This window comes from Dokdonella soli (assembly GCF_039523175.1).
Classification (GTDB): Bacteria; Pseudomonadota; Gammaproteobacteria; order Xanthomonadales; family Rhodanobacteraceae; genus Dokdonella_A; species Dokdonella_A soli.
Window position 1 is genome coordinate 1 of the sequence record NZ_BAAAEU010000001.1, and the last position, 20,907, is coordinate 20,907.

The 20,907-nt window shown below is 64.2% G+C and carries 22 protein-coding genes and 1 pseudogene; 7 read left to right on the forward strand and 16 right to left on the reverse strand.

The annotated features are described in order from the left end of the window. From ABD002_RS00005 to ABD002_RS00035, 7 genes and pseudogenes are all read right to left on the reverse strand, one after another. Positions 1-232 (reverse strand): annotated as a pseudogene (locus tag ABD002_RS00005) (hypothetical protein); the annotation flags it as partial. A gap of 159 nt (positions 233-391) precedes the next feature. After that, positions 392-1,726 (reverse strand): hypothetical protein, encoded by a 1,335-nt coding sequence (locus ABD002_RS00010; RefSeq protein WP_343785842.1) that lies wholly within the window; start codon positions 1,724-1,726, stop codon positions 392-394. Beyond that, positions 1,690-2,598, reverse strand: coding sequence for a hypothetical protein (locus ABD002_RS00015; protein WP_343785844.1), 909 nt, complete (start codon positions 2,596-2,598; stop codon positions 1,690-1,692). The genes ABD002_RS00010 and ABD002_RS00015 overlap by 37 nt, the downstream gene beginning before the upstream one ends. 76 nt (positions 2,599-2,674) lie before the next feature. Continuing rightward, positions 2,675-3,550, reverse strand: a complete 876-nt coding sequence (locus ABD002_RS00020; RefSeq protein WP_343785846.1) for a DUF4238 domain-containing protein — start codon at positions 3,548-3,550, stop codon at positions 2,675-2,677. Between the two features lie 38 nt (positions 3,551-3,588). Then, positions 3,589-5,259 (reverse strand): urocanate hydratase, encoded by a 1,671-nt coding sequence (gene hutU / locus ABD002_RS00025; protein WP_343785848.1) that lies wholly within the window; start codon positions 5,257-5,259, stop codon positions 3,589-3,591. A gap of 207 nt (positions 5,260-5,466) precedes the next feature. Next, complete coding sequence (locus tag ABD002_RS00030) at positions 5,467-6,354, reverse strand: carbon-nitrogen hydrolase family protein (RefSeq protein ID WP_343785850.1); 888 nt, start codon at positions 6,352-6,354, stop codon at positions 5,467-5,469. Continuing rightward, the gene (locus ABD002_RS00035) at positions 6,351-6,947 is read right to left on the reverse strand and encodes a GNAT family N-acetyltransferase (protein ID WP_343785852.1); all 597 of its coding nucleotides are present in this window, start codon (positions 6,945-6,947) and stop codon (positions 6,351-6,353) included. The genes ABD002_RS00030 and ABD002_RS00035 overlap by 4 nt, the downstream gene beginning before the upstream one ends. A gap of 259 nt (positions 6,948-7,206) precedes the next feature. Between ABD002_RS00035 and ABD002_RS00040 the strand changes: the two genes are divergently transcribed. From ABD002_RS00040 to ABD002_RS00055, 4 genes are all read left to right on the forward strand, one after another. Then, entirely contained in the window at positions 7,207-7,953 is a 747-nt protein-coding gene (locus tag ABD002_RS00040; protein WP_343785854.1) for an NIPSNAP family protein, read from the forward strand. 24 nt (positions 7,954-7,977) lie between these two features. Continuing rightward, the gene (locus tag ABD002_RS00045) at positions 7,978-8,847 is read left to right on the forward strand and encodes a helix-turn-helix domain-containing protein (protein ID WP_343785856.1); all 870 of its coding nucleotides are present in this window, start codon (positions 7,978-7,980) and stop codon (positions 8,845-8,847) included. A gap of 26 nt (positions 8,848-8,873) precedes the next feature. Continuing rightward, positions 8,874-9,236 carry a VOC family protein gene (locus ABD002_RS00050; RefSeq protein ID WP_343785858.1) on the forward strand — a complete coding sequence of 121 codons (363 nt, stop codon included), beginning with the start codon at positions 8,874-8,876 and terminating at the stop codon, positions 9,234-9,236. A 200-nt stretch (positions 9,237-9,436) separates the two neighbouring features. After that, complete coding sequence (locus ABD002_RS00055) at positions 9,437-9,886, forward strand: nuclear transport factor 2 family protein (protein ID WP_343785860.1); 450 nt, start codon at positions 9,437-9,439, stop codon at positions 9,884-9,886. A gap of 1 nt (position 9,887) precedes the next feature. Here the strand turns inward: ABD002_RS00055 and ABD002_RS00060 are convergent, their stop codons facing one another. Together ABD002_RS00060 and ABD002_RS00065 are read right to left on the reverse strand one after the other, a co-directional pair. After that, positions 9,888-11,207 (reverse strand): TIGR03862 family flavoprotein, encoded by a 1,320-nt coding sequence (locus ABD002_RS00060; RefSeq protein ID WP_343785862.1) that lies wholly within the window; start codon positions 11,205-11,207, stop codon positions 9,888-9,890. A gap of 163 nt (positions 11,208-11,370) precedes the next feature. Beyond that, positions 11,371-12,567, reverse strand: coding sequence for a choice-of-anchor Q domain-containing protein (locus ABD002_RS00065; protein ID WP_343785863.1), 1,197 nt, complete (start codon positions 12,565-12,567; stop codon positions 11,371-11,373). On the opposite strand from ABD002_RS00065, the gene ABD002_RS00070 reads away from it, so the two are divergent. Next, a complete protein-coding gene (locus ABD002_RS00070) occupies positions 12,566-12,766 on the forward strand; it encodes a hypothetical protein (RefSeq protein WP_343785865.1) in 201 nt (66 codons plus the stop codon). The two genes, ABD002_RS00065 and ABD002_RS00070, sit on opposite strands and share 2 nt — an antisense overlap. 83 nt (positions 12,767-12,849) lie before the next feature. Here the strand turns inward: ABD002_RS00070 and ABD002_RS19605 are convergent, their stop codons facing one another. Next, on the reverse strand, positions 12,850-13,086 hold the full coding sequence (locus ABD002_RS19605) for a choice-of-anchor Q domain-containing protein (protein WP_379988378.1): 237 nt from the start codon (positions 13,084-13,086) through the stop codon (positions 12,850-12,852). Positions 13,087-13,182: 96 nt separating this feature from the next. Between ABD002_RS19605 and ABD002_RS00075 the strand changes: the two genes are divergently transcribed. Together ABD002_RS00075 and ABD002_RS00080 are read left to right on the forward strand one after the other, a co-directional pair. Continuing rightward, a complete protein-coding gene (locus ABD002_RS00075; RefSeq protein ID WP_343785867.1) occupies positions 13,183-13,749 on the forward strand; it encodes an ECF-type sigma factor in 567 nt (188 codons plus the stop codon). Continuing rightward, on the forward strand, positions 13,746-16,295 hold the full coding sequence (locus tag ABD002_RS00080) for a protein kinase domain-containing protein (protein WP_343785869.1): 2,550 nt from the start codon (positions 13,746-13,748) through the stop codon (positions 16,293-16,295). Before ABD002_RS00075 ends, ABD002_RS00080 begins: the two co-directional genes overlap by 4 nt. Before the next feature lie 71 nt (positions 16,296-16,366). Here the strand turns inward: ABD002_RS00080 and ABD002_RS00085 are convergent, their stop codons facing one another. The 6 genes from ABD002_RS00085 to ABD002_RS00110 form a co-directional block, all read right to left on the reverse strand. Beyond that, positions 16,367-16,789, reverse strand: coding sequence for a ketosteroid isomerase-related protein (locus tag ABD002_RS00085; protein WP_343785871.1), 423 nt, complete (start codon positions 16,787-16,789; stop codon positions 16,367-16,369). Positions 16,790-16,854: 65 nt separating this feature from the next. Next, positions 16,855-17,037 carry a hypothetical protein gene (locus ABD002_RS00090; protein WP_343785873.1) on the reverse strand — a complete coding sequence of 61 codons (183 nt, stop codon included), beginning with the start codon at positions 17,035-17,037 and terminating at the stop codon, positions 16,855-16,857. A gap of 190 nt (positions 17,038-17,227) precedes the next feature. Then, a complete protein-coding gene (gene lolA / locus ABD002_RS00095) occupies positions 17,228-17,878 on the reverse strand; it encodes an outer membrane lipoprotein periplasmic chaperone LolA (RefSeq protein ID WP_343785875.1) in 651 nt (216 codons plus the stop codon). A gap of 65 nt (positions 17,879-17,943) precedes the next feature. After that, positions 17,944-18,294, reverse strand: coding sequence for a type II toxin-antitoxin system PemK/MazF family toxin (locus ABD002_RS00100; protein ID WP_343785877.1), 351 nt, complete (start codon positions 18,292-18,294; stop codon positions 17,944-17,946). Beyond that, positions 18,281-18,496, reverse strand: coding sequence for an AbrB/MazE/SpoVT family DNA-binding domain-containing protein (locus ABD002_RS00105; RefSeq protein WP_343785879.1), 216 nt, complete (start codon positions 18,494-18,496; stop codon positions 18,281-18,283). Before ABD002_RS00105 ends, ABD002_RS00100 begins: the two co-directional genes overlap by 14 nt. Positions 18,497-18,570: 74 nt before the next feature. Continuing rightward, positions 18,571-20,901 carry a DNA translocase FtsK gene (locus tag ABD002_RS00110; RefSeq protein ID WP_379988375.1) on the reverse strand — a complete coding sequence of 777 codons (2,331 nt, stop codon included), beginning with the start codon at positions 20,899-20,901 and terminating at the stop codon, positions 18,571-18,573. Positions 20,902-20,907 lie beyond the last annotated feature (6 nt).

The following is a 20,907-nucleotide window of genomic DNA, read 5'->3' on the forward strand; positions in this document are numbered from 1 at the left end:
CCTCTTCGTCGCGGAGCGGGAATCTTGTGACCGGTTGACGAGGGCGGCGAAATGGTGACCCCTGTTTTGACGCAGGACAGGCGGCCTTCAGGGTCGCCAAAAGAGACGCCAGGTCGCCACAAAGCGCTCGCACCACCTCTTCGTGGCGAGGTTCAGAATTCAACGTCACAACGAGAAAAATGGCGGCGCTTGTAAGCTTGGCGACAACCGGCTGCGGAATGACGGAAGACACTATCCACCCCCTCACGAATTGTCTTTCCCAGTATGGCCGAGCTCGATGGATCTCCAAAACGAGCTGGAGCCTAGCCTCCTGACAATTGCATCAAAGGGAGAGAAAGTCGACTCTGACCCCTGTTTTGCGGACCCCTGTTTTGCGACCCCTGTTTTGCGCTTATTCGGACTCCGGTTTCATTCTGGCGTCCGCAGCATCGGCGGACTGCGCAGTTTCCGTAGAAAAATTCCGCGGAGACGTGTAGCGCACAAAGAGCGCCATCGTCACGGGTACGACGGTCCGAGCTTTACCGTACGTGATGAGCAAACGATGAACTTCCTGGCGCGCGAAACCGCCGCGGGGGACCGAAAACTCCAGCTGTGCACCTACCCACGGTTCAGCGCTCATGGGGTTCCAGTCCCTCCGCATCGGTTCAACGGCATCTCGGAGCGACGCCGCGAGCGCCTCATGCGGACGCGCATCCGCACGGTTTGCCGCCGCGTCACCAACAGCCCGCAACGCTGTACGCATCGCCTCGAACGCATCCGACATCCTTGGTCTGAGCACCGTACGTGCGTGGACTCCCAACGGGTACTCGACGTGACGCAAAGCCTCCACCATCGGCATCCACACTGGGTCCATGCCGTCGCGTGCCGCAACTGTGTGCTCGTGAAGCTGACGCCAGTAGATCGGCACATCCGTGTACACGATGGAGCCCGTCAAAGTGGCAAGATACAGCGCCCCCTCAAGCGGGCACCCCTTGATCACACGCAATTGCGCGTTTGCCGTGCCCACCTCCAACGGTTGGAGCAACGCAATGGGATCATCGTTGAGCTGCGCTTTCATGTGCGCGACGACCTCGTCGAGTAGCGCGTCTGGAATGCTCGGCGTCTGCTGCTTGATGTAGTGTCTCAACGCCGGCTCAGGCAGCCTCCGAACATAGCGAAGCGCCTCGTCGCCATACATGCCCTGGAACCGTCGCGCGCTTTCCTCATCGAGCTCCATGGCGGAGGTTCGTTCTTCGGCCATCCGCATGGCGTTCCATCCGAACTCAGCGTTGAAGTCGCCCGGATCCGGGATGACATGGAGCAAGCCAAACCCAATGTACGGCTCCAGCTCCAGAAACAGCAGGACGTTCTTGAGCGTTTGTTCGCGATGCTGCGCTGGGGATACGACCGGGCTGTATTCGGGCCGTACCGATACGGGGTTCGTGAAGGGATGCACGATCACGATCTCGTCGAAGTACGCGAGCCATCCCGTGATGGTCGGCTCCAGCATTCGAAAGTCCGGCACGCCGAAATACAACGCGCGCAATCGTCCGCGTTGCGGACGGGGCAACAGCGCTTCGAGATCGGTGTCCGGCGGCCATAGGTCTGCAATGGCCTTATGAATGGCGACGACATGATCATCGCTCAGCTCGCGCCGCACGTCCTCCCAAGTCTTTCCTTTATCGAGGCCGAGGATCTCCTCGATGGCGGTTATGAGCGTGAGGTTGCGTTCTCGAATGCCCAACACGGCCCATGAAGGTCGGTCTTCTGGGGCCAGAGATGCGCAGCATTCCCCGAACGGCCGATTGCTGCCGCAGCCGCACGGTTCCTGCGGCGTGGGATCCGCGTCTCGTCGGGGTTTGGCGAGGTACTCATGCGAGCGTGACGTCCGACCGAACGCATCCTGGTAGCTAACGCTGCCGTCGTTATGACCGATGTACGTCTCGCCGCCGAATAGGAAAAGCTCATCACGAGGCTGTAGCACGTTCCCGATGGCGAGCCCATGAGCTCAATGAGCGGGTCGCTTGGGTACGAACAAGCTGAGGACGCTGGCGGAAACGCGGCGTTGTAGGTCGTAACAGGGTGGTCGCTGACGATGAACTTGATGTCTGAGTTCTCGGCCGAAACGATTTCGCGCACCCCTTCCATCCACATCCGGCAATGCATCAGCCTTAGCCCCTGCATCTCCAGCATCAAGTTCGCCTGATCCAGTGTCGGGTAGCGCGTCCGGATCCATTCGAGACCCTTGGGCGTTCGCAGCTTCTGCGCGTCCATGTACTCGAACAAGTCTTGGAAACGGTCGTGCATCGCACGTGCGTCTCCTTCGATGTAAGCGCGCACCGCGCGCGATCCGCGGTCGTCGATGCCCCCGAAGAGTCGCCTCTCGATCTCGTCGTTGACATGCGTGCCGAAGAACGTCGTGTAGAGGTCGCACGCGGCGAACGCGCCGACCGGGGGCAACCGCCGCCTGGCGTTCGGGGTCCACGTGCGCCCATCGGCGAGGACGTTGACGTCCGGCCGGAGGTCGAGTACATGCAGCTCCGTCGCTTCGTGAGCAAGGAAGCCGCGCTGATACCAGACGGGTACGTAATGGTTTTGGCGGGTGATCTCGTCGGACATCGTTCGTCGAGGCGGCAGCGATTCTAAGTTCAGGGGTACAGTCAGCTCACCTGCAGGTCCTGTGTCGGGCGTCCCTTCAATCGGTGGACGCTTGTGCGTCTGACCGAGCCGTCATCTTTACGCCCTCACCCAACCCGATCTCATTTAGTTCAGCTACGACTTCGTTGATCGGTCTACCTGAATAGACATGCCTTATGCACCTATGAAATAGAAACGCATTGACCGTTTCATTCAGGCCAAGCGGCAGGCGCCCGTAAGTATGACCGCGATCCAGCCGGTCACCGAGTGTCATCAAGGCACGTTTAGGACCGATCGGCACACATGCAATTGAATCATGCCGTCCGGGACCGCCACCACGCAGAAAGACGACTGGCCGATCGGACGTTATGAAGACATCGCGATCCGCATCGACCACGACCCAATGGGGCTCCGAGAAGAGATTCGTCATCTTCTCCGCATCACGCATCAGTGTTGCAGCGAAAAATCTACCGGAATCCGTGGGATCAGGGGCACCTGGCGGTAGTCGCGCGATAGTTGTATCGGAGAGCGGTCCCCAAAGCTTTGTTCTGAGCTCGATGATGTTATCGATCGATGTATGGACCGCTACATTTCTTAGATGCAGCAGGCCAACAAATCTCGCGACAGTCTCGCGAAGCACAGGGTCGCTCAAGTCTGGTTTCCCGCTAGTCAATTCCGACCAGACAGAAGCAGCGGCAGACTCCACGCGTCCGAGGAATTCCTCGGCGGACCAATCGCGAACTCCACTCGCGCCTTCAGGAGCATAGAGGTATCGTTGTCCAGCGACATTGCGGATCGCCGTAGGCGCATCTGGCATCTCTAGCTGCTTGGTCAACACCCAGATCTTGGGCGCGCCACCCTTGCCAACGTCTTGTAGCGAGAAGTTCCGAAGGTAGAACTGCGGAACCCAGTGATGATGCTTTGATTTCGCCATGGGCAGCTAGACATCAATCCAAGTCTCCGAATGGACATTCACTCCATCGGCAACTTCAACCCCTGCTCCTTCGCACACTTCACCGCAATCTCATACCCCGCATCTGCATGCCGCATAACGCCAGTTCCCGGATCGTTCCACAGCACGCGCGCAAGCCGCTTGTCCGCTTCTTCCGAGCCGTCGCAGACGATGACCACGCCGGAGTGTTGCGAGTAGCCCATCCCTACCCCGCCGCCGTGATGCAGTGAAACCCAGGTCGCGCCACCTGCAACATTGAGCATCGCGTTGAGCAGAGGCCAGTCGCTGACCGCATCGCTGCCGTCCTTCATCGCTTCGGTCTCGCGATTCGGTGAGGCGACCGAACCGGAATCCAGGTGGTCGCGGCCGATCACGATCGGCGCCTTCAGTTCGCCGTTGCGCACCATCTCGTTGAAGGCGAGGCCGAGCTTGTGGCGCAGGCCCAGGCCAACCCAGCAGATGCGCGCGGGCAGGCCCTGGAAGCTGATGCGGTCCTTGGCCATGTCGAGCCAGTTGTGCAGGTGCTTGTCATCCGGGATCAGCTCCTTGACCTTCGCATCGGTCTTGTAGATGTCTTCCGGGTCACCGGACAGCGCCACCCAGCGGAACGGGCCGACGCCGCGGCAGAACAGCGGGCGCACATAGGCGGGCACGAAGCCTGGGAAGTCGAACGCGTTCGCGCAACCTTCGTCCTTGGCCATCTGGCGGATGTTGTTGCCGTAGTCGAAGGTCGGGATGCCCTGCTTCTGGAACGCGAGCATCGCCTCGACGTGTACGCGCATCGATTTCTTCGCCGCGTCGCGCGTGCCGTTCGGATCGCTCTTCCGGCGTTCGAACCACTGCTCGACGGTCCAGCCTAGCGGCAGGTAGCCGTTGACCGGATCGTGTGCGCTGGTCTGGTCGGTGACCGCGTCGGGCTTCACGCCGCGCTTCACGAGCTCCGGCAGGATCTCGGCTGCGTTGCCGAGCAGCGCGATCGACTTCGCCTCGCCCGCCTTCGTGTACTTCACGATGCGCGCGAGCGCGTCGTCGAGATCGCTGGCCTGTTCGTCGACGTAGCGCGTGCGCAGGCGCATGTCGATGCGGTCCTGCTGGCATTCGATGTTGAGGCTGCACGCACCGGCGAGGCTCGCCGCGAGCGGCTGCGCGCCGCCCATGCCGCCGAGACCGGCGGTGAGGATCCACTTGCCCTTGAGCGAACCGCCGTAATGCTGGCGGCCCATCTCGACGAAGGTCTCGTAGGTGCCCTGCACGATGCCCTGCGAGCCGATGTAGATCCACGAGCCCGCCGTCATCTGGCCGTACATCATCAGGCCTTTCCTATCGAGCTCGTTGAAGTGTTCCCAGGTCGCCCAGTGCGGCACCAGGTTCGAGTTGGCGAGCAGCACGCGCGGTGCGTCCTTGTGGGTCGGGAACACGCCGACCGGCTTGCCGGACTGGATCAGCAGGGTCTCGTCATCGTTCAACTCGCGCAGGGAGCGCAGGATTGCGTCGAAGCATTCCCAGTTGCGCGCGGCGCGGCCGATGCCACCGTAGACGACGAGTTCGCTCGGCTTCTCGGCGACGTCCGGATCCAGGTTGTTCTGGAGCATGCGGAACGCGGCTTCGGTCAGCCAGCTCTTGCAGGAAAGCTGCGTGCCACGGGGCGCGCGGATCACGCGCGTGGTGTCGATGCGGGTGGGGGCGTTCATCGCAGGCTCCGGTAGGACAGGCGGCGATTATATGCGGCTGCCGCCGACGCTTCTTGCCTGCGCTATCGATGCATTGCTCAACCTTCCAACCGTTCGCCCTGAGGTATCGAAGGGTGAACGGCATCGGACGCCGCCGTTCATGGTTCGATACCTCACCACGAACGGCTCTACACAATTCCGAACTGGCGCTCGTTGTAGGAGAGGCATCTACAGAGTTTCGACGCGCGCGCGCTCGACCGGTGGCCGCAACTGCGCCAGCCAGTCGTTCGCGTTGGCGACCTGCGCCTCGCGCTTGAACGCATCCAGCGTGGCAAGATCGAGTTCCGCGAATGCCCAGTCGTCCGCCGCCTGCGCACGCACGGCGACGCCGTCCGATGGAAAGCCGCGGTCGATCGGCGTGTAGATCCCCGCGCGGCCGGTATTCACGTCGAGCGCCGGACTCCATGGGGCCTCGCCTGTAGTGACCGCGCAGGCAACGTAGACCTGGTTCTCCAGCGCGCGCGCCTGGCAGCCGACGCGAACGCGCGTTGCGCCCGCTTCGGTATCGGTGCAGCTCGGTACGAGGATCACGCGTGCGCCGGCTTCGACCTGCGCGCGCGCATAGAACGGAAACTCGACGTCGTAGCAGACATCGATGCTGATGCGACCGAATGCGGTGTCGAACACCTTGAGCGCGTCACCGGGCTCGATCACGCCGGCGCTGCCCTCGAATCCGGTCAAGGTCAGCTTGTCCTGGAACGCGAGCTTGCCGTCCGGCGACACGAAATACGCGCGGTTGCGGTAGCGGCCGCCGCCGATGTCGAGCAGGAACGTGCCCGCGACCAGATACAGCGCGTGCCGTGTCGCCAGCTCCCGTGCGAGTGCGACGTAGCCTTCGTGATGCGCCTGCAGCGCCGCGAGCGAGCGCACGAAATCGGCGCGTACCTGATCGCCCTGCCCGGCCGCCGCTTCCAGCGCGAGATATTCCGGCAGTACGACGAGCTGCGCACCCGCGCGCGCGGCAGTCGCGACGCGCGCGCCGACGCGGCCGGCAAACGCCGCAAAGTCCGAGGGCGCGCCGATGCCGTACTGCGCAGCGGCGATCTTGAGTTTCATTGCTGGTCCAGAGGGCGCAGCCAGAAGCGGAGTCGATGGCAGCTCGCTACATCGTGGCCGATCTCCTGCCATTCAAGCTGGCAGAACATGTCGTCCTGGCGGCGGTAGCCACGCTTGCTCCAGAACACGTCGTTCGGCCGGTGCGTCGCGGGTCGTCGCGAGTCGTCCGCATCGCGCTCGACCGCGCAGAATGCGGTCAGGTCGAAGCGCCCGAGATGGCGTGCGTAGCGCTCGCGCTCGTCGAAGAAGCGGTGGCCGAGACCGAGGCCACGATAGTCGTGCAACAGCACCGATTCACCGAAATAGAAGACATCCTCGAGCGCGATGTCGCGGTCGAGGAACGGCTGCTGGAATGCGGCGGTCTCGTCGGTCAAGGGGATGCCGGTCGAGGCGCCGATCACCTGATCATCGTCGAACGCAAGCACGAACAGGCTCTCCGCCGATTGGGCATAGGTCGCGAGGTATTTCTTCTCATAGCCGGTGTCGCCCGCGTACAGATAGGGCCAGTCGCGGAATACCGCGATACGCAGCGCCGCGACCGCATCGAGATGCGGCGCAACCTGGGAACCGATGAAGGTCTGGATGTCGATCATGCCACCTGCGTTAGCGGCTCTGCCGCCATGTACCCAGCACGAAGCGTGCCACCGGTCTTGTCGGACTCATCGGATGTCTGCTGACACATGGTGTCAGCAGGAGGCCCGCACAGTTCCGGATCTGTCCGACGGAGCCTGCTCCATGCATCTGCGCCACACCGTGTTCAGCGCGATCGCTTCATTGCTCGCAGCCGTCGCCACCGCTGGCGCGAGGCCCGCATCGGCCGCGCCCGATCCATCATCCAGCCGCGGAAACCCCATGACCGACATTGCCCAGGCCCCCTGTTGTTCCATCATCGAACTGCGCCAGTACACGCTCCATCCGGGCCAGCGCGATGTCCTGATCGACCTGTTCGAACGCGAGTTCGTGGAGACGCAGGAAGCCGTCGGCATGCACCTCGTCGGCCAATTCCGCGATCTCGACAAGCCCGACCGCTATGTCTGGATCCGCGGCTTCCCCGACATGCCCTCTCGCGCGCAAGCCTTGCAGGCGTTCTACGGCGGCCCGGTCTGGCAGGCGCATCGCAATGAAGCCAACGCGACGATGATCGATTCGGACAACGTGCTGCTGCTGCGCCCGGTCGATGCGACCGCCGCGTTCGCCGCACCGACGTCCGCGCGCGCTCCGGTCGGCACGACCGTGCGGCCTTCGTCACGTGTGATCGCGACGATCTACTATCGCGACCAGCCCATCGACGACGAGTTCAGGCATTTCTTCGACACCGAGGTGCAGCCACGGCTCGTCGAGGCCGGTGCACGCCCGATCGCGCGCTTCGAGACCGAGACCGCCGAGAACACCTTCCCGCGCCTGCCGGTGCGCGCCGGCGAGCATGTCTTCATCTGGTTCGCGAAGTTTCCGAGCGATGCGGCATGGCGCGAGGCCGAGGCGCGCCTGGCCGCATTGCCCCAGTGGAAAGCTCACGTGCTGCCGGACCTGACCAAGCGCCTGAAGTCGCCGCCGGAACGGCTTGTGCTCGAGCCGGCAGCGCGCTCCCTCTTGCGCTGACAGGCGCGGAGTACACTCGCTGTCATGCCCGGCACCACCACGCTGCTCGAACGCGGATCGCTCTCCGTCATCGATTACCGGTGCAGCGCCGGGCCGGGCGACACGCCCTACGTCGAACAGCACCGCAACTTCTCGGTCTCGTACGTGCGCACGGGCAGCTTCGGCTACCGCTGCCGTGGCGAAGCCTTCGAACTGGTGGCTGGCTCGGTGCTGGTCGGTTATCCCGACGATGAGTTCGTCTGCACGCACGACCACCATGTCTGTGGCGACGAGTGCCTTTCGTTCCACCTCGCGCCCGCGCTGGTCGACACACTGAGCCGGGGTTCGGCAGTGGAAATGCGCACGGCCTGGCGCGTCGGCGGCGTTCCGCCGCTGCCGGAGCTGATGGTGCTCGGCGAATTCGCGCAGGCGGCGGCCGACGGCCGCAGCGATATCGGCCTCGACGAAGCCGGCCTGCTGTTCGCGAACCGCTTCGTCGAGATCGTTTCGGGGCGAACGCGGGAACCGCCACGGCTGCACACCCGCGATCGGCGCCGGGCTGTCGAGGCGGCCCTTCGCATCGACGCGCACTGCCACGAATCGATGGATCTGGAAGACGCCGCAAACGAAGCCGGCCTCAGCACTTTCCACTTCCTGCGAGTATTCGCTGCCGCTCTCGGTGTCACGCCTCATCAATACCTGGTTCGTTGCCGCTTGCGCCGCGCGGCACGCCTGCTGGCCGACGACGTGCACTCGATCAGCGACATCGCGTTCGATGTCGGTTTCGGTGACTTGTCCAACTTCGTGCGCACGTTCCATCGCGCGGCCGGCGTGTCACCCCGACGGTTCCGCCAAGCCAGCCGGGGCGACCGCAAGATTTTCCAAGATCGGCTTCGGGGTGGAGTCGTACCCTGACCTCCCATTCACGAATCGGAGGTTCCATGTACGACCATATCGGCTTGAAGGTGAACGATATCGACGCCAGCGTGCGCTTCTACGAACGCGCGCTCGCACCACTCGGCTTTGTGCTGTGCTCGCGCGACGCCTCGGGTGCGGGCTTCGGCCCGGAAGGTGCGCCCGCCCTGTGGCTCTATGCCGCAAAGGGCTCGAAGGGTCCCGGCGTGCATGTCGCGTTCCGCGCGCGCGACCGCGCGACGATCGACGCGTTCCACAAGAACGGTGTCAAAGCCGGCGCCCGCGACCACGGTGCGCCCGGCCTGCGCGCGGACTACAGCCCGACCTATTACGCGGCGTTCCTGCTCGACCCGGACGGCAACAATGTCGAGGCGGTCCATATCGCCTAGGGAACCTCTGAACAAGCCGTCATCCCGGCGAAAGCCGGGATCCAGCTCTACGGCAAGTCGTTGAAAAACTGGATTCCGGCCTTCGCCGGAATGACGAGCCCTGACTTGTTCAGACCTTCCCTAGCGGATTGCTTGCGGAGCATCGTCCCGTCTGCACTCTTCCGTTGCCCTCGACCAGGAGTCCATCCATGTCAGTGAACATGCCACAAGCATTCGCCGTACTTGCTTCCGCCTTGTTGTCCATCACTGCGGCGCTATCCCATGCCTCCGATGCCGAGGACATGAAGCTCGTCGCCGCGCTGGACGAGCAATATCAGCAGGCTGTCAAAGACCGTGACGCTGCGACGATGGATCGCATCCTCGCCGACAACTTCGTTCTCGTCCTTGGCAAAGGACAGACATTCGGAAAGGCCGACCTGCTGAAGGAGGCTCGCGGAAAGATCGTCTACGAGCACCAGGAAGACACCCACCGGACCGTCCGTGTCTGGAAGGACACCGCGGTGGTGACCGCGCTGCTGTGGGTAAAAGGCACCGACGATGGCAAAGCATTCGACCACACGCTGTGGTTCAGCGACGTGTACACGCGCACGCCGAATGGATGGCGCTATGTGTTCGGCCAGGCCTCGCTGCCGATCGCCGGCACGCTCTGACTCAAGGATCGTTTCGCCTTGGCGAAACATGCGGATCGGAGGTGGTCGCGGCGAGCCAGCTCGCCGCGCCCGCTCCCGCAATGCGTCCGCTTGCGAAACAGGCGGTCAGGAGATAACCGCCGGTCGGTGCTTCCCAGTCGATCATCTCGCCGGCACAGAACACGCCCGGTAATGCGCGCAGCATCAAGTGCTCGTCGAGCGCATCGAAGCGCACGCCGCCGGCTGTGCTGATCGCCTCGTCAAGCGGACGCGGGCGCAGCAAGGTCAGCGGCAGCGACTTGATGGCCGCAGCCACGCGCGCGCTGTCCTCGCGCTCGTCCTTCGCGAGCACCTCGTACAGCAGACCCGCCTTGACGCCCTCGATACCGGCGTGGCGCCGCCAGTGCTCGCTCAGGGAGCGGTGGCCGCGCGGACGCGCGAGCTCGCGGGCAAGACGCTCGAGCTCGCGTCCCGGCGCGAGGTCGAGGCGGATCTCAGTCGCGCCGTGCGTAGCGATCGCGTCGCGCAGTTGCGCGCTGAAGGCATAGATCAGGCTGCCCTCGACACCGTTCGCGCTGATCACGAACTCGCCCTGACGACGCGTCGGCGAGCCGTCCGCGCAGCGCCATTCGAGGACGACCGGCTTGACCGGCTGGCCCGCATGACGCTTCGCGAAGTGTTCGCTCCACGCGACGTCGAAGCCGCAGTTCGCCGGCGCCAGCGGTGCAACGTCGACACCACGTTGCTCGAGCGGAGCGACCCAGCGACCATCGGAACCGAGCACCGGCCAGCTGCCGCCGCCGAGCGTCAGCACGACCGCGTCGGCGGCAACGCGCCGCTCTTCCCCCTCGTGCACGAAACGAAGCGCACCGCTCTGGTCCCAGCCACGCCAGTCATGGTGCATGTGGAAGCGCACGCCGCTCGCGCGCAAGCGGCGCACCCAGCCACGCAGCAGCGGTGCGGCCTTGAGATCGATCGGGAACACGCGACCGGAACTGCCGACGAAGGTGTCGACACCGAGTCCGCGCGCCCATTCGCGCAGCGCATCCGCATCGAACCCGCGCAGCCAGCGCGCAATCTCCGGCTGGCGCACCCCATAGCGCGCCGTGAACGTCTCGAACGGATCGGAATGGGTCAGGTTGAGACCGCCCTTGCCGGCAATCAGGAACTTGCGCCCGACCGAACCCATGCGATCGAAGAGATCGACCTCCGCGCCCGCCGCGCGCGCGACTTCGGCTGCCATCAGGCCGGCCGGTCCGCCGCCGATGACGGCAACATGAGCGATTGTGGCGGGCGCGCCGCATGCGGCCGCGCGCAACGAACCGCGCTCTGTTTGCATCATGCGTCGTTCCTTCAGGCGTACCCGTCGCGGCCGCACGCGCGCAAGGGCTCGGGCAGGAACTCTATCGTAGCGCACACGAAGCACGAGCAAGATCGTGCGACGGGGCTGGCTTGAGCCTCGAACGAAGCCGGGAACGACCGCTCAATTTCGCGAAACGCCTGCGCTATGGACAACCATCGAAGCCGTTGTTGAATACGATATCGTTCTGCTGCAGTTCGTAAGCGCCAATATCGGCCGCACCGTGATCAACGCGCGCATACGGCGAGCCACGCTGATCGAAAGCCAGCCCCGCCGGACTGCTGCCGGCGTCGATGGCGGGACTGTGGCTGAGCAACGCGTGGGTCTGCGTTGGTCCACCATTGTTGCGCAGGGATCCAAGCAACGGGCATTGGTTGAGGATCGTGCCCGGCGGCGCACCGCTCGTTGCCACGCCGATCATGTTGTTCGCGCCGCTGACGGTGACGGTCTTGCCGCCGCCGCTGATCGCGGCGAAATCGGCCTCGTTCGTGCCGTATGTATTGCTGGACAGCAGTGAACTTCGCAGGTCGGCGGAAATCGATCCGTAGCTCGGTATCACCGTCAATCCAGCAGCGAGGAAATAAGGACCGGATTTGTTCGTGGCTGCCGTGTTGAAGGCAATCGTGCTGTTCCGCAGGACGACCGGAACATCCGAAGCCACGCCGCCCACGGCGTTCGTATGCGCGCTGTTCCCGGAAATCGTGCTGCTGTGGATGTAGACGGAATACGCTGCGGGGCTCTTGGAAAACACCGCCATGCCGCCAGCCTCGAACTCCGCGCGGTTGCCGGATATGGTCGAGGCAAAAATATCCACGTTCTTCCGCGCGTAGACGCCGCCAGCTAGGCCATAGCCTGCGCTGCCGCTCGATTGATTGCCGCTGATGGTGCTGTACCTCGCAGTGAAGTTTCCGGCGGCCCAAACGCCGCCGCCGTAGCTATGCACCTTTCCGCTGGAGATCGCCGAATTTCCGCTGATCGTGCTGTACTCGACGGCAATGTTGCCGGCTGCGGCTATGCCGCCACCGGTGGCTCGGCCGACCGTGGATTGAGCGGTGCATTTGGATACCGTGGTACGCAACAGGTGCACGCTGCCTGCTGACGCTATACAGCCGCCGCCCACGGAGCCTGCGCTGGAATACTGTGCACCATAGGTGATGTCGAGGTCGGTCAGTCGCAACGTGCCCTTGCCGGAATGACCGAAGATGTAACTGTGTTGCACGCTGCCGTTGTACTTGCCGGTGATGGTTACCCGGCCGCTCGGCCCCTGCAAGGTCAAGTCACCCTGGCTGATCTTGATCGCACCGGTATGCAGACTGATGGTGCTGCAGGACAAGCTGCCCATGTCCACCGTATCTCCGCTGCTCGCGGAGATAATCGCGGCGCGCAAGCTGCCGATGCCGCTGTCGTTGCAATTGGATACGGAAATCGTATTCGCCAGCACGGCGGGCGACGCGACAGCGATAGCGACTGCCATGCAGGCCGCGAGCGGCTTCTTGCGGATGCGTGTGATGGTGTCCATGGGCTGCTCCATTCGCGGCTAATCGAATCCGTTATAGAAAATCTCGTCGTCGGGATCCTGACGCTCGTAGGCACCGATGTCGGGCGCCGCGCCGACCGTGCGAAACTATCCGGGGCCGCGCTGGTCGCGCCCGGCAGTCAGCGCCGTATCGACGCCTCGATCGACAGCCCGACTGGTCGCAAGCAGCGCATGTGTGCGCGTAAGACCTCCGTGATTGGACAATGGCACCAGCTGCGGGTCACTGGCGATCGTGTCGGCGCGAGCGGCTTGAGCGGAAGATGGCGTGCAACGGACGCGATCTGCATATGCCCTCCGAACTGTCGAATGCCGAACCAACGGCATGGAAAATGGGCGGCCCTACCATGGAAACGGAATACGGCGCAGTTCGCGACATGCCGGCTGTGCTAGGGTTGCCTGGGCGAAAAATCACAGACGGCTATGACGGATCCGGTTCCACTGACTGCATGGCTTCGCGCCGCGGCCGGCGGCGACGGCGACGCCGGCGACCGTGCCTATGCGCAGATCTATGCCGAATTGCGTCGCCTCGCCGCACGCCAGCTGGGAGCAGCCAACGGCCAGGCAACACTGACCCCTACGGCGCTCGTCAATGAGGCGTTCCTGAAATTGGCCGGTGGGTCACTTGCCGCGCTGAACGACCGACGCCATTTCTTCAATCTCGCCGCGCGCGCGATGCGCCAGACGGTGATCGACCACGCACGCGAGCGACTGTCCCAGAAACGCGGCGGCGACCTGGTGCGCACGGAGTTCGATGAGAACATTGCCGACCGCACGCTCGATGCGCCGCAGACGCTCGCGATCGAGCAAGCGCTTACCGCACTCGAACGGCAGGATGCGGAACTCGCCGAGGCCTTCAGTTGGCGCTTCTTCACCGGATTGTCCGTGCAACAGATCGCCGAGCTGCGCAGCGTGACCGTGCGCACCGTGCAGCGCGATCTTGCTCTGGCGCGCAACTATCTGCGTCTTGCGCTCGGCGACATGCCATGAACGATGCACAAATGCCGCCGCTGTTCAGTGCCGAACGCTGGCGCGAACTTCGCGCGCTGATCGATCGCCTCGACGCGTTGTCTGCTGTTGCGCGCGCGAAAGAACTCGACGACATCGCGTTGATCGATGCGGAACTCGCGAGCGCTGCGCGCGCGCTCGCGACCGCGGAGAGCACCGTTCCGCAAGATCCCGCGAACGACGGTCCGATGCAGGTACAGGAAGCGATGCCGGCGCAGATCGGACCCTTCCGCCTGTTGCGCCCAATCGGCGTCGGCGGCATGGGCGTGGTCTATCTTGCGGAGCGCCACAGCACCGATTTCACCCAACGCGTCGCATTGAAACTCCTCGACGGCGGCGCGTCGCAGGCGTCGCGCCTGGCCTCTCGTGAACGCAGCATCCTCGCCTCGCTCGTGCACGCGAACATCACTGCATTCGTCGATGCAGGCATCGAGGGCGGTCGCGCCTGGCTTGCAATGGAATACGTCGATGGCGAGCCGTTGCTTGCCTGCTGCGAGCGTCTCGGTCTCGACATGCAAGCGCGCGTTCGCCTGTTCGACCAGGTTTGCGCGGCGGTGGCGCACGCACATTCGCGACTCGTCGTGCATCGCGACCTCAAGCCGACGAACGTGCTGGTGAGCAGGGACGGCACGGTCAAGCTGCTCGACTTCGGCATTGCGCTGATGCTCGATCCCGGCGAGGAACAGACGGCAGTGACTCGTGTTTTCACGCCGGAGTACGCCGCGCCGGAGCAGCTGCGCGGTGAACGCGCCACCACAGCGACCGACGTGTACGCGCTGGGGCTGATGCTGTACGAACTGATCTGCGGCAAGCGCCTGCCGACAATCGAGCACAGCGGTGAATGGACCACCGCTGAGCTTGCACGCTATGCGACGACGGGAACGGAAACCGCGACCGCGTCGCACACCAATACGAAAATTGCCACGCACCTGTTGCGCGGGGACCTGGGCCGCATCACCGCACACGCGCTGGCGCCGAACCCCGGGCAGCGTTATCAATCCGTCGCCATGCTGCGAGAGGATTTGCAACGCTGGCTCGACCATCGGCCGCTGGGTATCGGACGGCCTGGACTCGCCTATGTCACAACGCGCTTCATGCGCCGGCATCGCGCTGCCGTGGCAATTGCGGCGCTTGCCATCCTCGCGCTGATCGGCACCAGCAGCGTCGCTCTTTGGCAAGCGCACGAAGCCAGACTCATGGCCACGCGCGCCGACCACGCCAAGACGTTCCTGGCCGCGCTATTCGCCGACGCCAACCCTTTTCAATCGAAGCGAAGCGGCAAGACCACGGTCGACCTGCTGCGCGATGCCGCGCAACGCATCGACAAGGAATTCGCCGATGCGCCCGAACTGCAGGTCGACTTGCGCACGACGCTGGCTGGCGGATTAATGCGGCTCGGCGAGCCCAAGCTCGCGCGCCATCTGCAGCAACACAGCGTTGATCAGCTGAGACAGATGCATGGGGAACGTGCTCCGCAGGTGGGCGCGGCCTTGGGGCAGCTGGCGATCGCGATGGAGGAAAGCGGGGACATCGACGACGCGCGAGCGCAGTTCTCCGAGGCGTACACGATCCTGCGTGGCGCAGACGACGCGTACGGGCGCGATCGCATCAGCGTCATGACCGGGCTCGCGAAGATGGCCAATCGCCAGAGCGATCACGCCGAGGCGCTGCGCTGGCACGAAGCCGTGCTGAAGGAGCGCGAAGCGAAGGAAGGACCGGAAAGCGCCGATATCGCCATGGATTTGATGAATCTGTCGGCCGACGCCGCCTACCAGGAAAACTTCGCCCGTAGCGAGACCCTGGCTCAGCAAGCGCACACGATGCTGGAACACGTACTCGGCCCGGGGCATGCCCGCAGCATTTACGTCGACAACGAACTGGGAGCATCGGAAGTCGATATGGGGCATTGCGCAGCGGCGATCACGACGCTCGGCAACGCTGTCGGCGTCGCGCGACGCGCCCTGCCACCGGGCGCTGGCATGCTCGGCATCACGCTGTCAAACCTCGGTCACGCAGAGTCCTGCACCGGCGACGATGAAGCGGCGATCGTTACGCTGCGTGAGGCGAGGTCACTGCTCGCCGCAGCGAACGACCCGAGCGTCGGCACCACCGAATTGAAGCTGGGTATGGCCGAACTGCGCGCGCATCACGCCGAGGCATTGCAGACACTGGACGCCAGCCGGGTCCATCTAGCCGGAGTCACATCGCGTCTCGCGAGCGCCACGGAAACCGCCTTGTGGGCACAGGCTGCCTATGGCGCGGCATTGGCATCCAGCGGCCGTCTGGCGGAGGGAGAGCGTTTCGCACGCGAGGCACGCACCATGTTGCTGGCCAGAAAAAGCGCCAGTCACGTCACGCAGGCCGAGATCGACAAGCTGCTCGCCGACGTGCTCGACCACGAGAACGCTGCAGGCGAAGCAAGGGCGCTGCGTGAGGAAGCACTTGCGGCGTACCGGCGTGTTTATGACGCCGAGCACCCGAGCATCCGCGCATTGGCGAGGGAACTCGATTCCACGGCTGGCCGCTGAACATCGATGCGCGGGATGCGCGTCGTCTCGATACGCCATGCGCATCGGAGAAGGCTGATGCCAATAGGGGCTCAGGCGCCGCCGACCTGCGCGATCCAGTCCTGCAGGTTGTAGTAGTTGGTCACGCGCGCGATGCGGCCGTCACGGATCTCGAAGAACGCGCCACCGGGCAGTACATACTTCTGGCCATGCGCTGGTGGCAGGCCCTCGTCGCTGATCTTGTAGGTTCCGTGCACGACGTATTCGGCCGCTGCGCGCGTGCCATCGGGATTCGACGCGACGACGATGTCACGCAACTGCTCGGAATAGCTTCTCTCCATGCGTGCGAGAAATGCGCGAAACGCCTCGCGGCCCGTTTCGCGCGGACCCTGGTTGAGGTCGTGCACGACGTCGTCGGTCAGATGGTTGAGCATCGCGCTCCAGTCGCCACGGTTGAATGCGGCGTAGTAGTTCCCGATCAGCGTGAGCGCATCCTGCATCGTCATCTTCGTCATCCCGGCAAGGTCCGCCGGCATTATCGGTGCGTGGTGCGGAAGTTTGTACCCGGAAGACGTGCGCATCACCACCCATGGTGGCCGAGCCCGCTCCAATGGAACGCCCGGAACAATCCGAACGCAGTCCAGAACAGTTTCTTCAGCCCGCGCGCGAGCAGCCACGCAACTGCGATGGCCAGTACGAACGGCAGGTACTTTTCGAGCGTCTCGCGCTGCGGCGACGAGAGATCCGGAAGCTCGATGTTCATGATGTCTCCTCCCGCACCATCGGTGGTGCGGGAGGATCATCGCGATTCGCGGTGAGCCGGATCAGGCACAGGCGTCAGCGATCGCAGGTGACGGCGGTCATGTGCAACATCGCTGCACACCATGGCATTCGGCCGTGCCTCAATCTGGACCCTCACGCCGTTCGCCTGTCCGGGCCGGCGTTCGCTCCTTTCAATCCTTGACCGGAAACACTTCCGCATCGGGCTTGACGTCGCCGACCACGTCGACGCCTTTCGGTGGCACGAACTTGAACGTACTCGTGGGCAGCGCAGGATTGCGTTTCCAGTCGCCGAAGCGGATTTCGGTGGTGTTGCCGAGCTGGTCCTTGAACCGCATGCGCTGCAACGTGCCTGCGTCGAAGCCGAGTTCGGCGTATTCGAACTCGGGCTCCTTTGCCTTCGAGGCCAGCCTGAGCCACGTCAGCCCATCGCGCTCGCCGGCCTCACCTGGCGTGAACTGCCGATCGAGCTGGGACAGATCGGTCAGCACGGTCAGCGGACTGTGCGCTTCCTCCGAACTCTGGTTGCGCACCGAAACCTGCTGCAGGTCCGGTTCGTAGACCCAGACCTTCGCGCCATCGGCGACGATGGTCTGCTGGTATGGCGCGCTGGTCTCCCAGCGAAACTGGCGCGGCGCCTCGAGCGCCAAGGTTCCGCGCGACTCGTCGCCGCGATGGCCATTCGCGTCGGTGACTGACTGGCTGAAGCTCGCGGTGACCGAATGCAGGCCCTTGGAAAATGTTTCCATGCGCGAGCGTGCGCTGTCGGTGGCCAATGCAGTGGTGGCGGCAAGAAGTGCGAGAAGCGGAACGAGAACACGCATGGAATGAGTCAACCTCGGAAGCGCAGAGCGTCGATTATCCGGGCTCTGCATGAATGCGGACAGGATCAGGCATCGCCATCAGGCCGCAGGACCGCGTCGATGTTCCGCGACACCTGCCTGCGGGTCCGCGCCCCGATCCGTCCGAGCGGCTCGGCATCGCGTGCGTCGATCGTCGCGACCTTCGCAGTGCGGATCACCGACGGCACCGGCAGCCCCGCCTTGACGAGGTCGGGAACGGCCACGTCGCCGGGCCAGCCGCGGTTCTCGGCGCTGGTGATCATCAGCACCCAGAGCAGGCCGTGTGTGTCCTGCAGGTTCGCAGCGGAAATCACCAGCGCTGGACGGCGCTGCCGCGTAGCGCGATCCGTATACGGAAACGGGACTTTTACGACATCGCCCGGCTCAAAGTTTTGCATACGCGCGCCGATCCGCCTCGCTGTCCCACTCGTCGAAGGTGCGGAACGGATCGTCAACCGGCGCCGACCTTGCCTTGGTCAGGATCACGCGATCCCCGTCAATCTCGTAGGCAATTTCGTCGCCGTCACGTACGCCGAGCGCCGCGCGTACCGGCTGCGGGATCGTCGTCTGCGCCTTGGTCGTCAGTTTGCTCGAAATCATTGCCGGATCTTCATAAAGAAGCGGATTGAAGTGTAAGGAAATTCCTTACCACCTTCAATCCCCGGCAGGACGCACTAATCAGATGGCGGCGGCGGTGCCAGTACCGTGCGGTTGCCGTTGGTTTCCGGCGGCGTGACGATGCCTTCCCGTTCCATGACCTCGATCAGGCGCGCGGCGCGGTTGTAGCCGATCTTGAGGCGACGCTGCACGCCCGAGATCGAGGCGCGACGCGATTCGGTGACGATGCGCACGGCCTGGTCGTAGAGCTCGTCGTAGTCGCCATTGCCGCCTTCGCCTGCAGCGTCCTCGGGCAAGCCGGATTCGCCGATGACCTTGCCGTTGCCGAGCGACTGCACTTCCTCGAGCACACCCTCGATGTATTCGGGTTCACCCTGCGCGCGCAGCCAGCTGACCACCTTGTGCACCTCATGGTCGTCGACGAACGCGCCGTGCACGCGTTCCGGCGCGGCGGTGCCGGGCGGCAGGTAGAGCATGTCGCCGTGGCCGAGCAGCGTCTCGGCGCCGGACTGGTCGAGGATTGTGCGTGAGTCGATCTTGGAGGACACCTGGAACGCGATGCGGGTCGGGATGTTCGCCTTGATCAGGCCGGTGATCACGTCGACCGACGGGCGTTGCGTGGCGAGGATCAGGTGCACGCCGGCCGCGCGCGCCTTCTGCGCGAGGCGTGCGATGAGTTCCTCGACCTTCTTGCCGACGATCATCATCATGTCGGCGAATTCGTCGATGATCACGACGATGTACGGCAGCGGCTGCAGCGGTTGCGCGGTGACGTTCGGCTGTGAGGCATCCGGACGGAACAGCGGATCGAGCAGCGGCTGGCCCGCGTCGTCGGCGTCCTTGACCTTCTTGTTGAATCCGGCCAGGTTGCGCACGCCGACCGCGGACATCAGCTTGTAGCGGCGTTCCATCTCGGCGACGCACCAGCGCAACGCGTTGGCAGCCTCCTTCATGTCGGTGACGACCGGCGCGAGCAGATGCGGAATGCCCTGGTAGACCGAGAGCTCCAGCATCTTCGGGTCGATCATGATCATGCGCACATCGCGCGCGCTGGCCTTGTAGAGCAGGCTCAGCACCATCGCGTTCAGCGCGACCGACTTGCCGGAGCCGGTGGTTCCGGCGACCAGCAGGTGCGGCATCTTCTGCAGGTCGACCACGACCGGCGCGCCGCCGATGTCCTTGCCGAGCGCGAGCGCGAGCGGTGACTTCAGCGCGTCGTACTTGCCCGAACTCAGGATCTCCGACAGATACACGATCTCGCGGTTCGAGTTCGGGATCTCCAGGCCGATCACCGACTTGCCCGGGATCACGTCGACCACGCGCACGCTGACCACGGACAGACCGCGCGCGATGTCCTTGTCGAGGCTGGAGATCTGGCTGCCTTTGACACCCGGTGCCGGCTGCATCTCGAAGCGCGTGATGACCGGTCCCGGGTGCGCGCTGACCACCTGCGCGTCGATGCGGAAATCCTTGAGCTTGAACTCGACCTGGCGTGACAGCGCCTCGAGCGTTTCCTCAGAATAACCCTTGGTCTGCGGCATCGGCTCGTCGAGCAGCGACAGCGGCGGCAGCTCGCCGTCGTGGGAGGCACCGGCGAACAACGGAATCTGCGTCTCACGCTGCGCGCGCTCGCTCTTCTCGATCGGTGCGAGCGTGGGTTCGATCTTGATCGGCTCGCGCTTGGATTGCTTGACCGTGTCGATCTTGCGCACGACCTCGCGCTCGGCACGTGCTTCGCGTGCGGCGTTCCAGTCCTCGGCACGGCGCATCTTGCTGGCGACACCGGCCCCGGCACCAAGCAGGAAGCGGCCGATGCTGTCCATCAGCTTGAACCACGAAAGGCCGGTCGCGAGCGTGACCGCGATCAACAGCAGCGCGAGCAGGAACAGCCCGGCGCCGAGCGGCCCGAACGTGCGCATCAGGCTGCCGCCGACCAGTTGACCGAGGATGCCGCCCTCGCCGGCCGGCAGGATCGTCGGCTGGGTTCCGTGCAGGAATGCGAGGCCGGGCGCAGCGATGAAGAACGCCACGAAACCGACCAGGCGCAGGGTCGGTTCGAGTGGCGAGCGCTCCTCCGTCGCGACCCCGCGCAGGACGACACCGCCGACGACCAGCAACAGCACCGGCAACGCGTACGCGACGATGCCGCTGAGGTAGAACGCGAGGTCCGCGATCCACGCGCCGAACGCACCGCCGAAATTGTGGATGCCGTGCGCAGGCTCGCCTGCGTGCGACCAGCCAGGATCATTCTGGCTGTAGCTCAGCAAGCAGGCGAACAGGTAGATCGCGAGCGGCAGCAACAGCAGAAACGCCGCCTCACGCAGCCGCTTGTGCCAGTGCTCATCGAGGCGGGGAGCCGGTTTTGCCGCTTTCAGGACGCGCGCCACCAGGAC

Excerpts from the sequence above, each read along its gene's own strand:
- ABD002_RS00100 (WP_343785877.1), bottom strand. The coding sequence starts at position 18,294 with ATGCAAAACTTTGAGCCGGGCGATGTCGTAAAAGTCCCGTTTCCGTAT.
- ABD002_RS00045 (WP_343785856.1), top strand. The coding sequence starts at position 7,978 with ATGCCCGGCACCACCACGCTGCTCGAACGCGGATCGCTCTCCGTCATC.
- ABD002_RS00020 (WP_343785846.1), bottom strand. The coding sequence starts at position 3,550 with ATGGCGAAATCAAAGCATCATCACTGGGTTCCGCAGTTCTACCTTCGG.
- ABD002_RS00080 (WP_343785869.1), top strand. The coding sequence starts at position 13,746 with ATGAACGATGCACAAATGCCGCCGCTGTTCAGTGCCGAACGCTGGCGC.
- ABD002_RS00055 (WP_343785860.1), top strand. The coding sequence starts at position 9,437 with ATGCCACAAGCATTCGCCGTACTTGCTTCCGCCTTGTTGTCCATCACT.
- ABD002_RS00030 (WP_343785850.1), bottom strand. The coding sequence starts at position 6,354 with ATGAAACTCAAGATCGCCGCTGCGCAGTACGGCATCGGCGCGCCCTCG.
- ABD002_RS00040 (WP_343785854.1), top strand. The coding sequence starts at position 7,207 with ATGACCGACATTGCCCAGGCCCCCTGTTGTTCCATCATCGAACTGCGC.
- ABD002_RS00050 (WP_343785858.1), top strand. The coding sequence starts at position 8,874 with ATGTACGACCATATCGGCTTGAAGGTGAACGATATCGACGCCAGCGTG.
- ABD002_RS00065 (WP_343785863.1), bottom strand. The coding sequence starts at position 12,567 with ATGGGCAGCTTGTCCTGCAGCACCATCAGTCTGCATACCGGTGCGATC.
- ABD002_RS00015 (WP_343785844.1), bottom strand. The coding sequence starts at position 2,598 with ATGTCCGACGAGATCACCCGCCAAAACCATTACGTACCCGTCTGGTAT.
- lolA (WP_343785875.1), bottom strand. The coding sequence starts at position 17,878 with ATGCGTGTTCTCGTTCCGCTTCTCGCACTTCTTGCCGCCACCACTGCA.
- ABD002_RS00035 (WP_343785852.1), bottom strand. The coding sequence starts at position 6,947 with ATGATCGACATCCAGACCTTCATCGGTTCCCAGGTTGCGCCGCATCTC.
- ABD002_RS00090 (WP_343785873.1), bottom strand. The coding sequence starts at position 17,037 with ATGAACATCGAGCTTCCGGATCTCTCGTCGCCGCAGCGCGAGACGCTC.
- hutU (WP_343785848.1), bottom strand. The coding sequence starts at position 5,259 with ATGAACGCCCCCACCCGCATCGACACCACGCGCGTGATCCGCGCGCCC.
- ABD002_RS00060 (WP_343785862.1), bottom strand. The coding sequence starts at position 11,207 with ATGATGCAAACAGAGCGCGGTTCGTTGCGCGCGGCCGCATGCGGCGCG.
- ABD002_RS00070 (WP_343785865.1), top strand. The coding sequence starts at position 12,566 with ATGTCCACCGTATCTCCGCTGCTCGCGGAGATAATCGCGGCGCGCAAG.
- ABD002_RS19605 (WP_379988378.1), bottom strand. The coding sequence starts at position 13,086 with ATGCCGTTGGTTCGGCATTCGACAGTTCGGAGGGCATATGCAGATCGC.
- ABD002_RS00085 (WP_343785871.1), bottom strand. The coding sequence starts at position 16,789 with ATGACGAAGATGACGATGCAGGATGCGCTCACGCTGATCGGGAACTAC.
- ABD002_RS00105 (WP_343785879.1), bottom strand. The coding sequence starts at position 18,496 with ATGATTTCGAGCAAACTGACGACCAAGGCGCAGACGACGATCCCGCAG.
- ABD002_RS00075 (WP_343785867.1), top strand. The coding sequence starts at position 13,183 with ATGACGGATCCGGTTCCACTGACTGCATGGCTTCGCGCCGCGGCCGGC.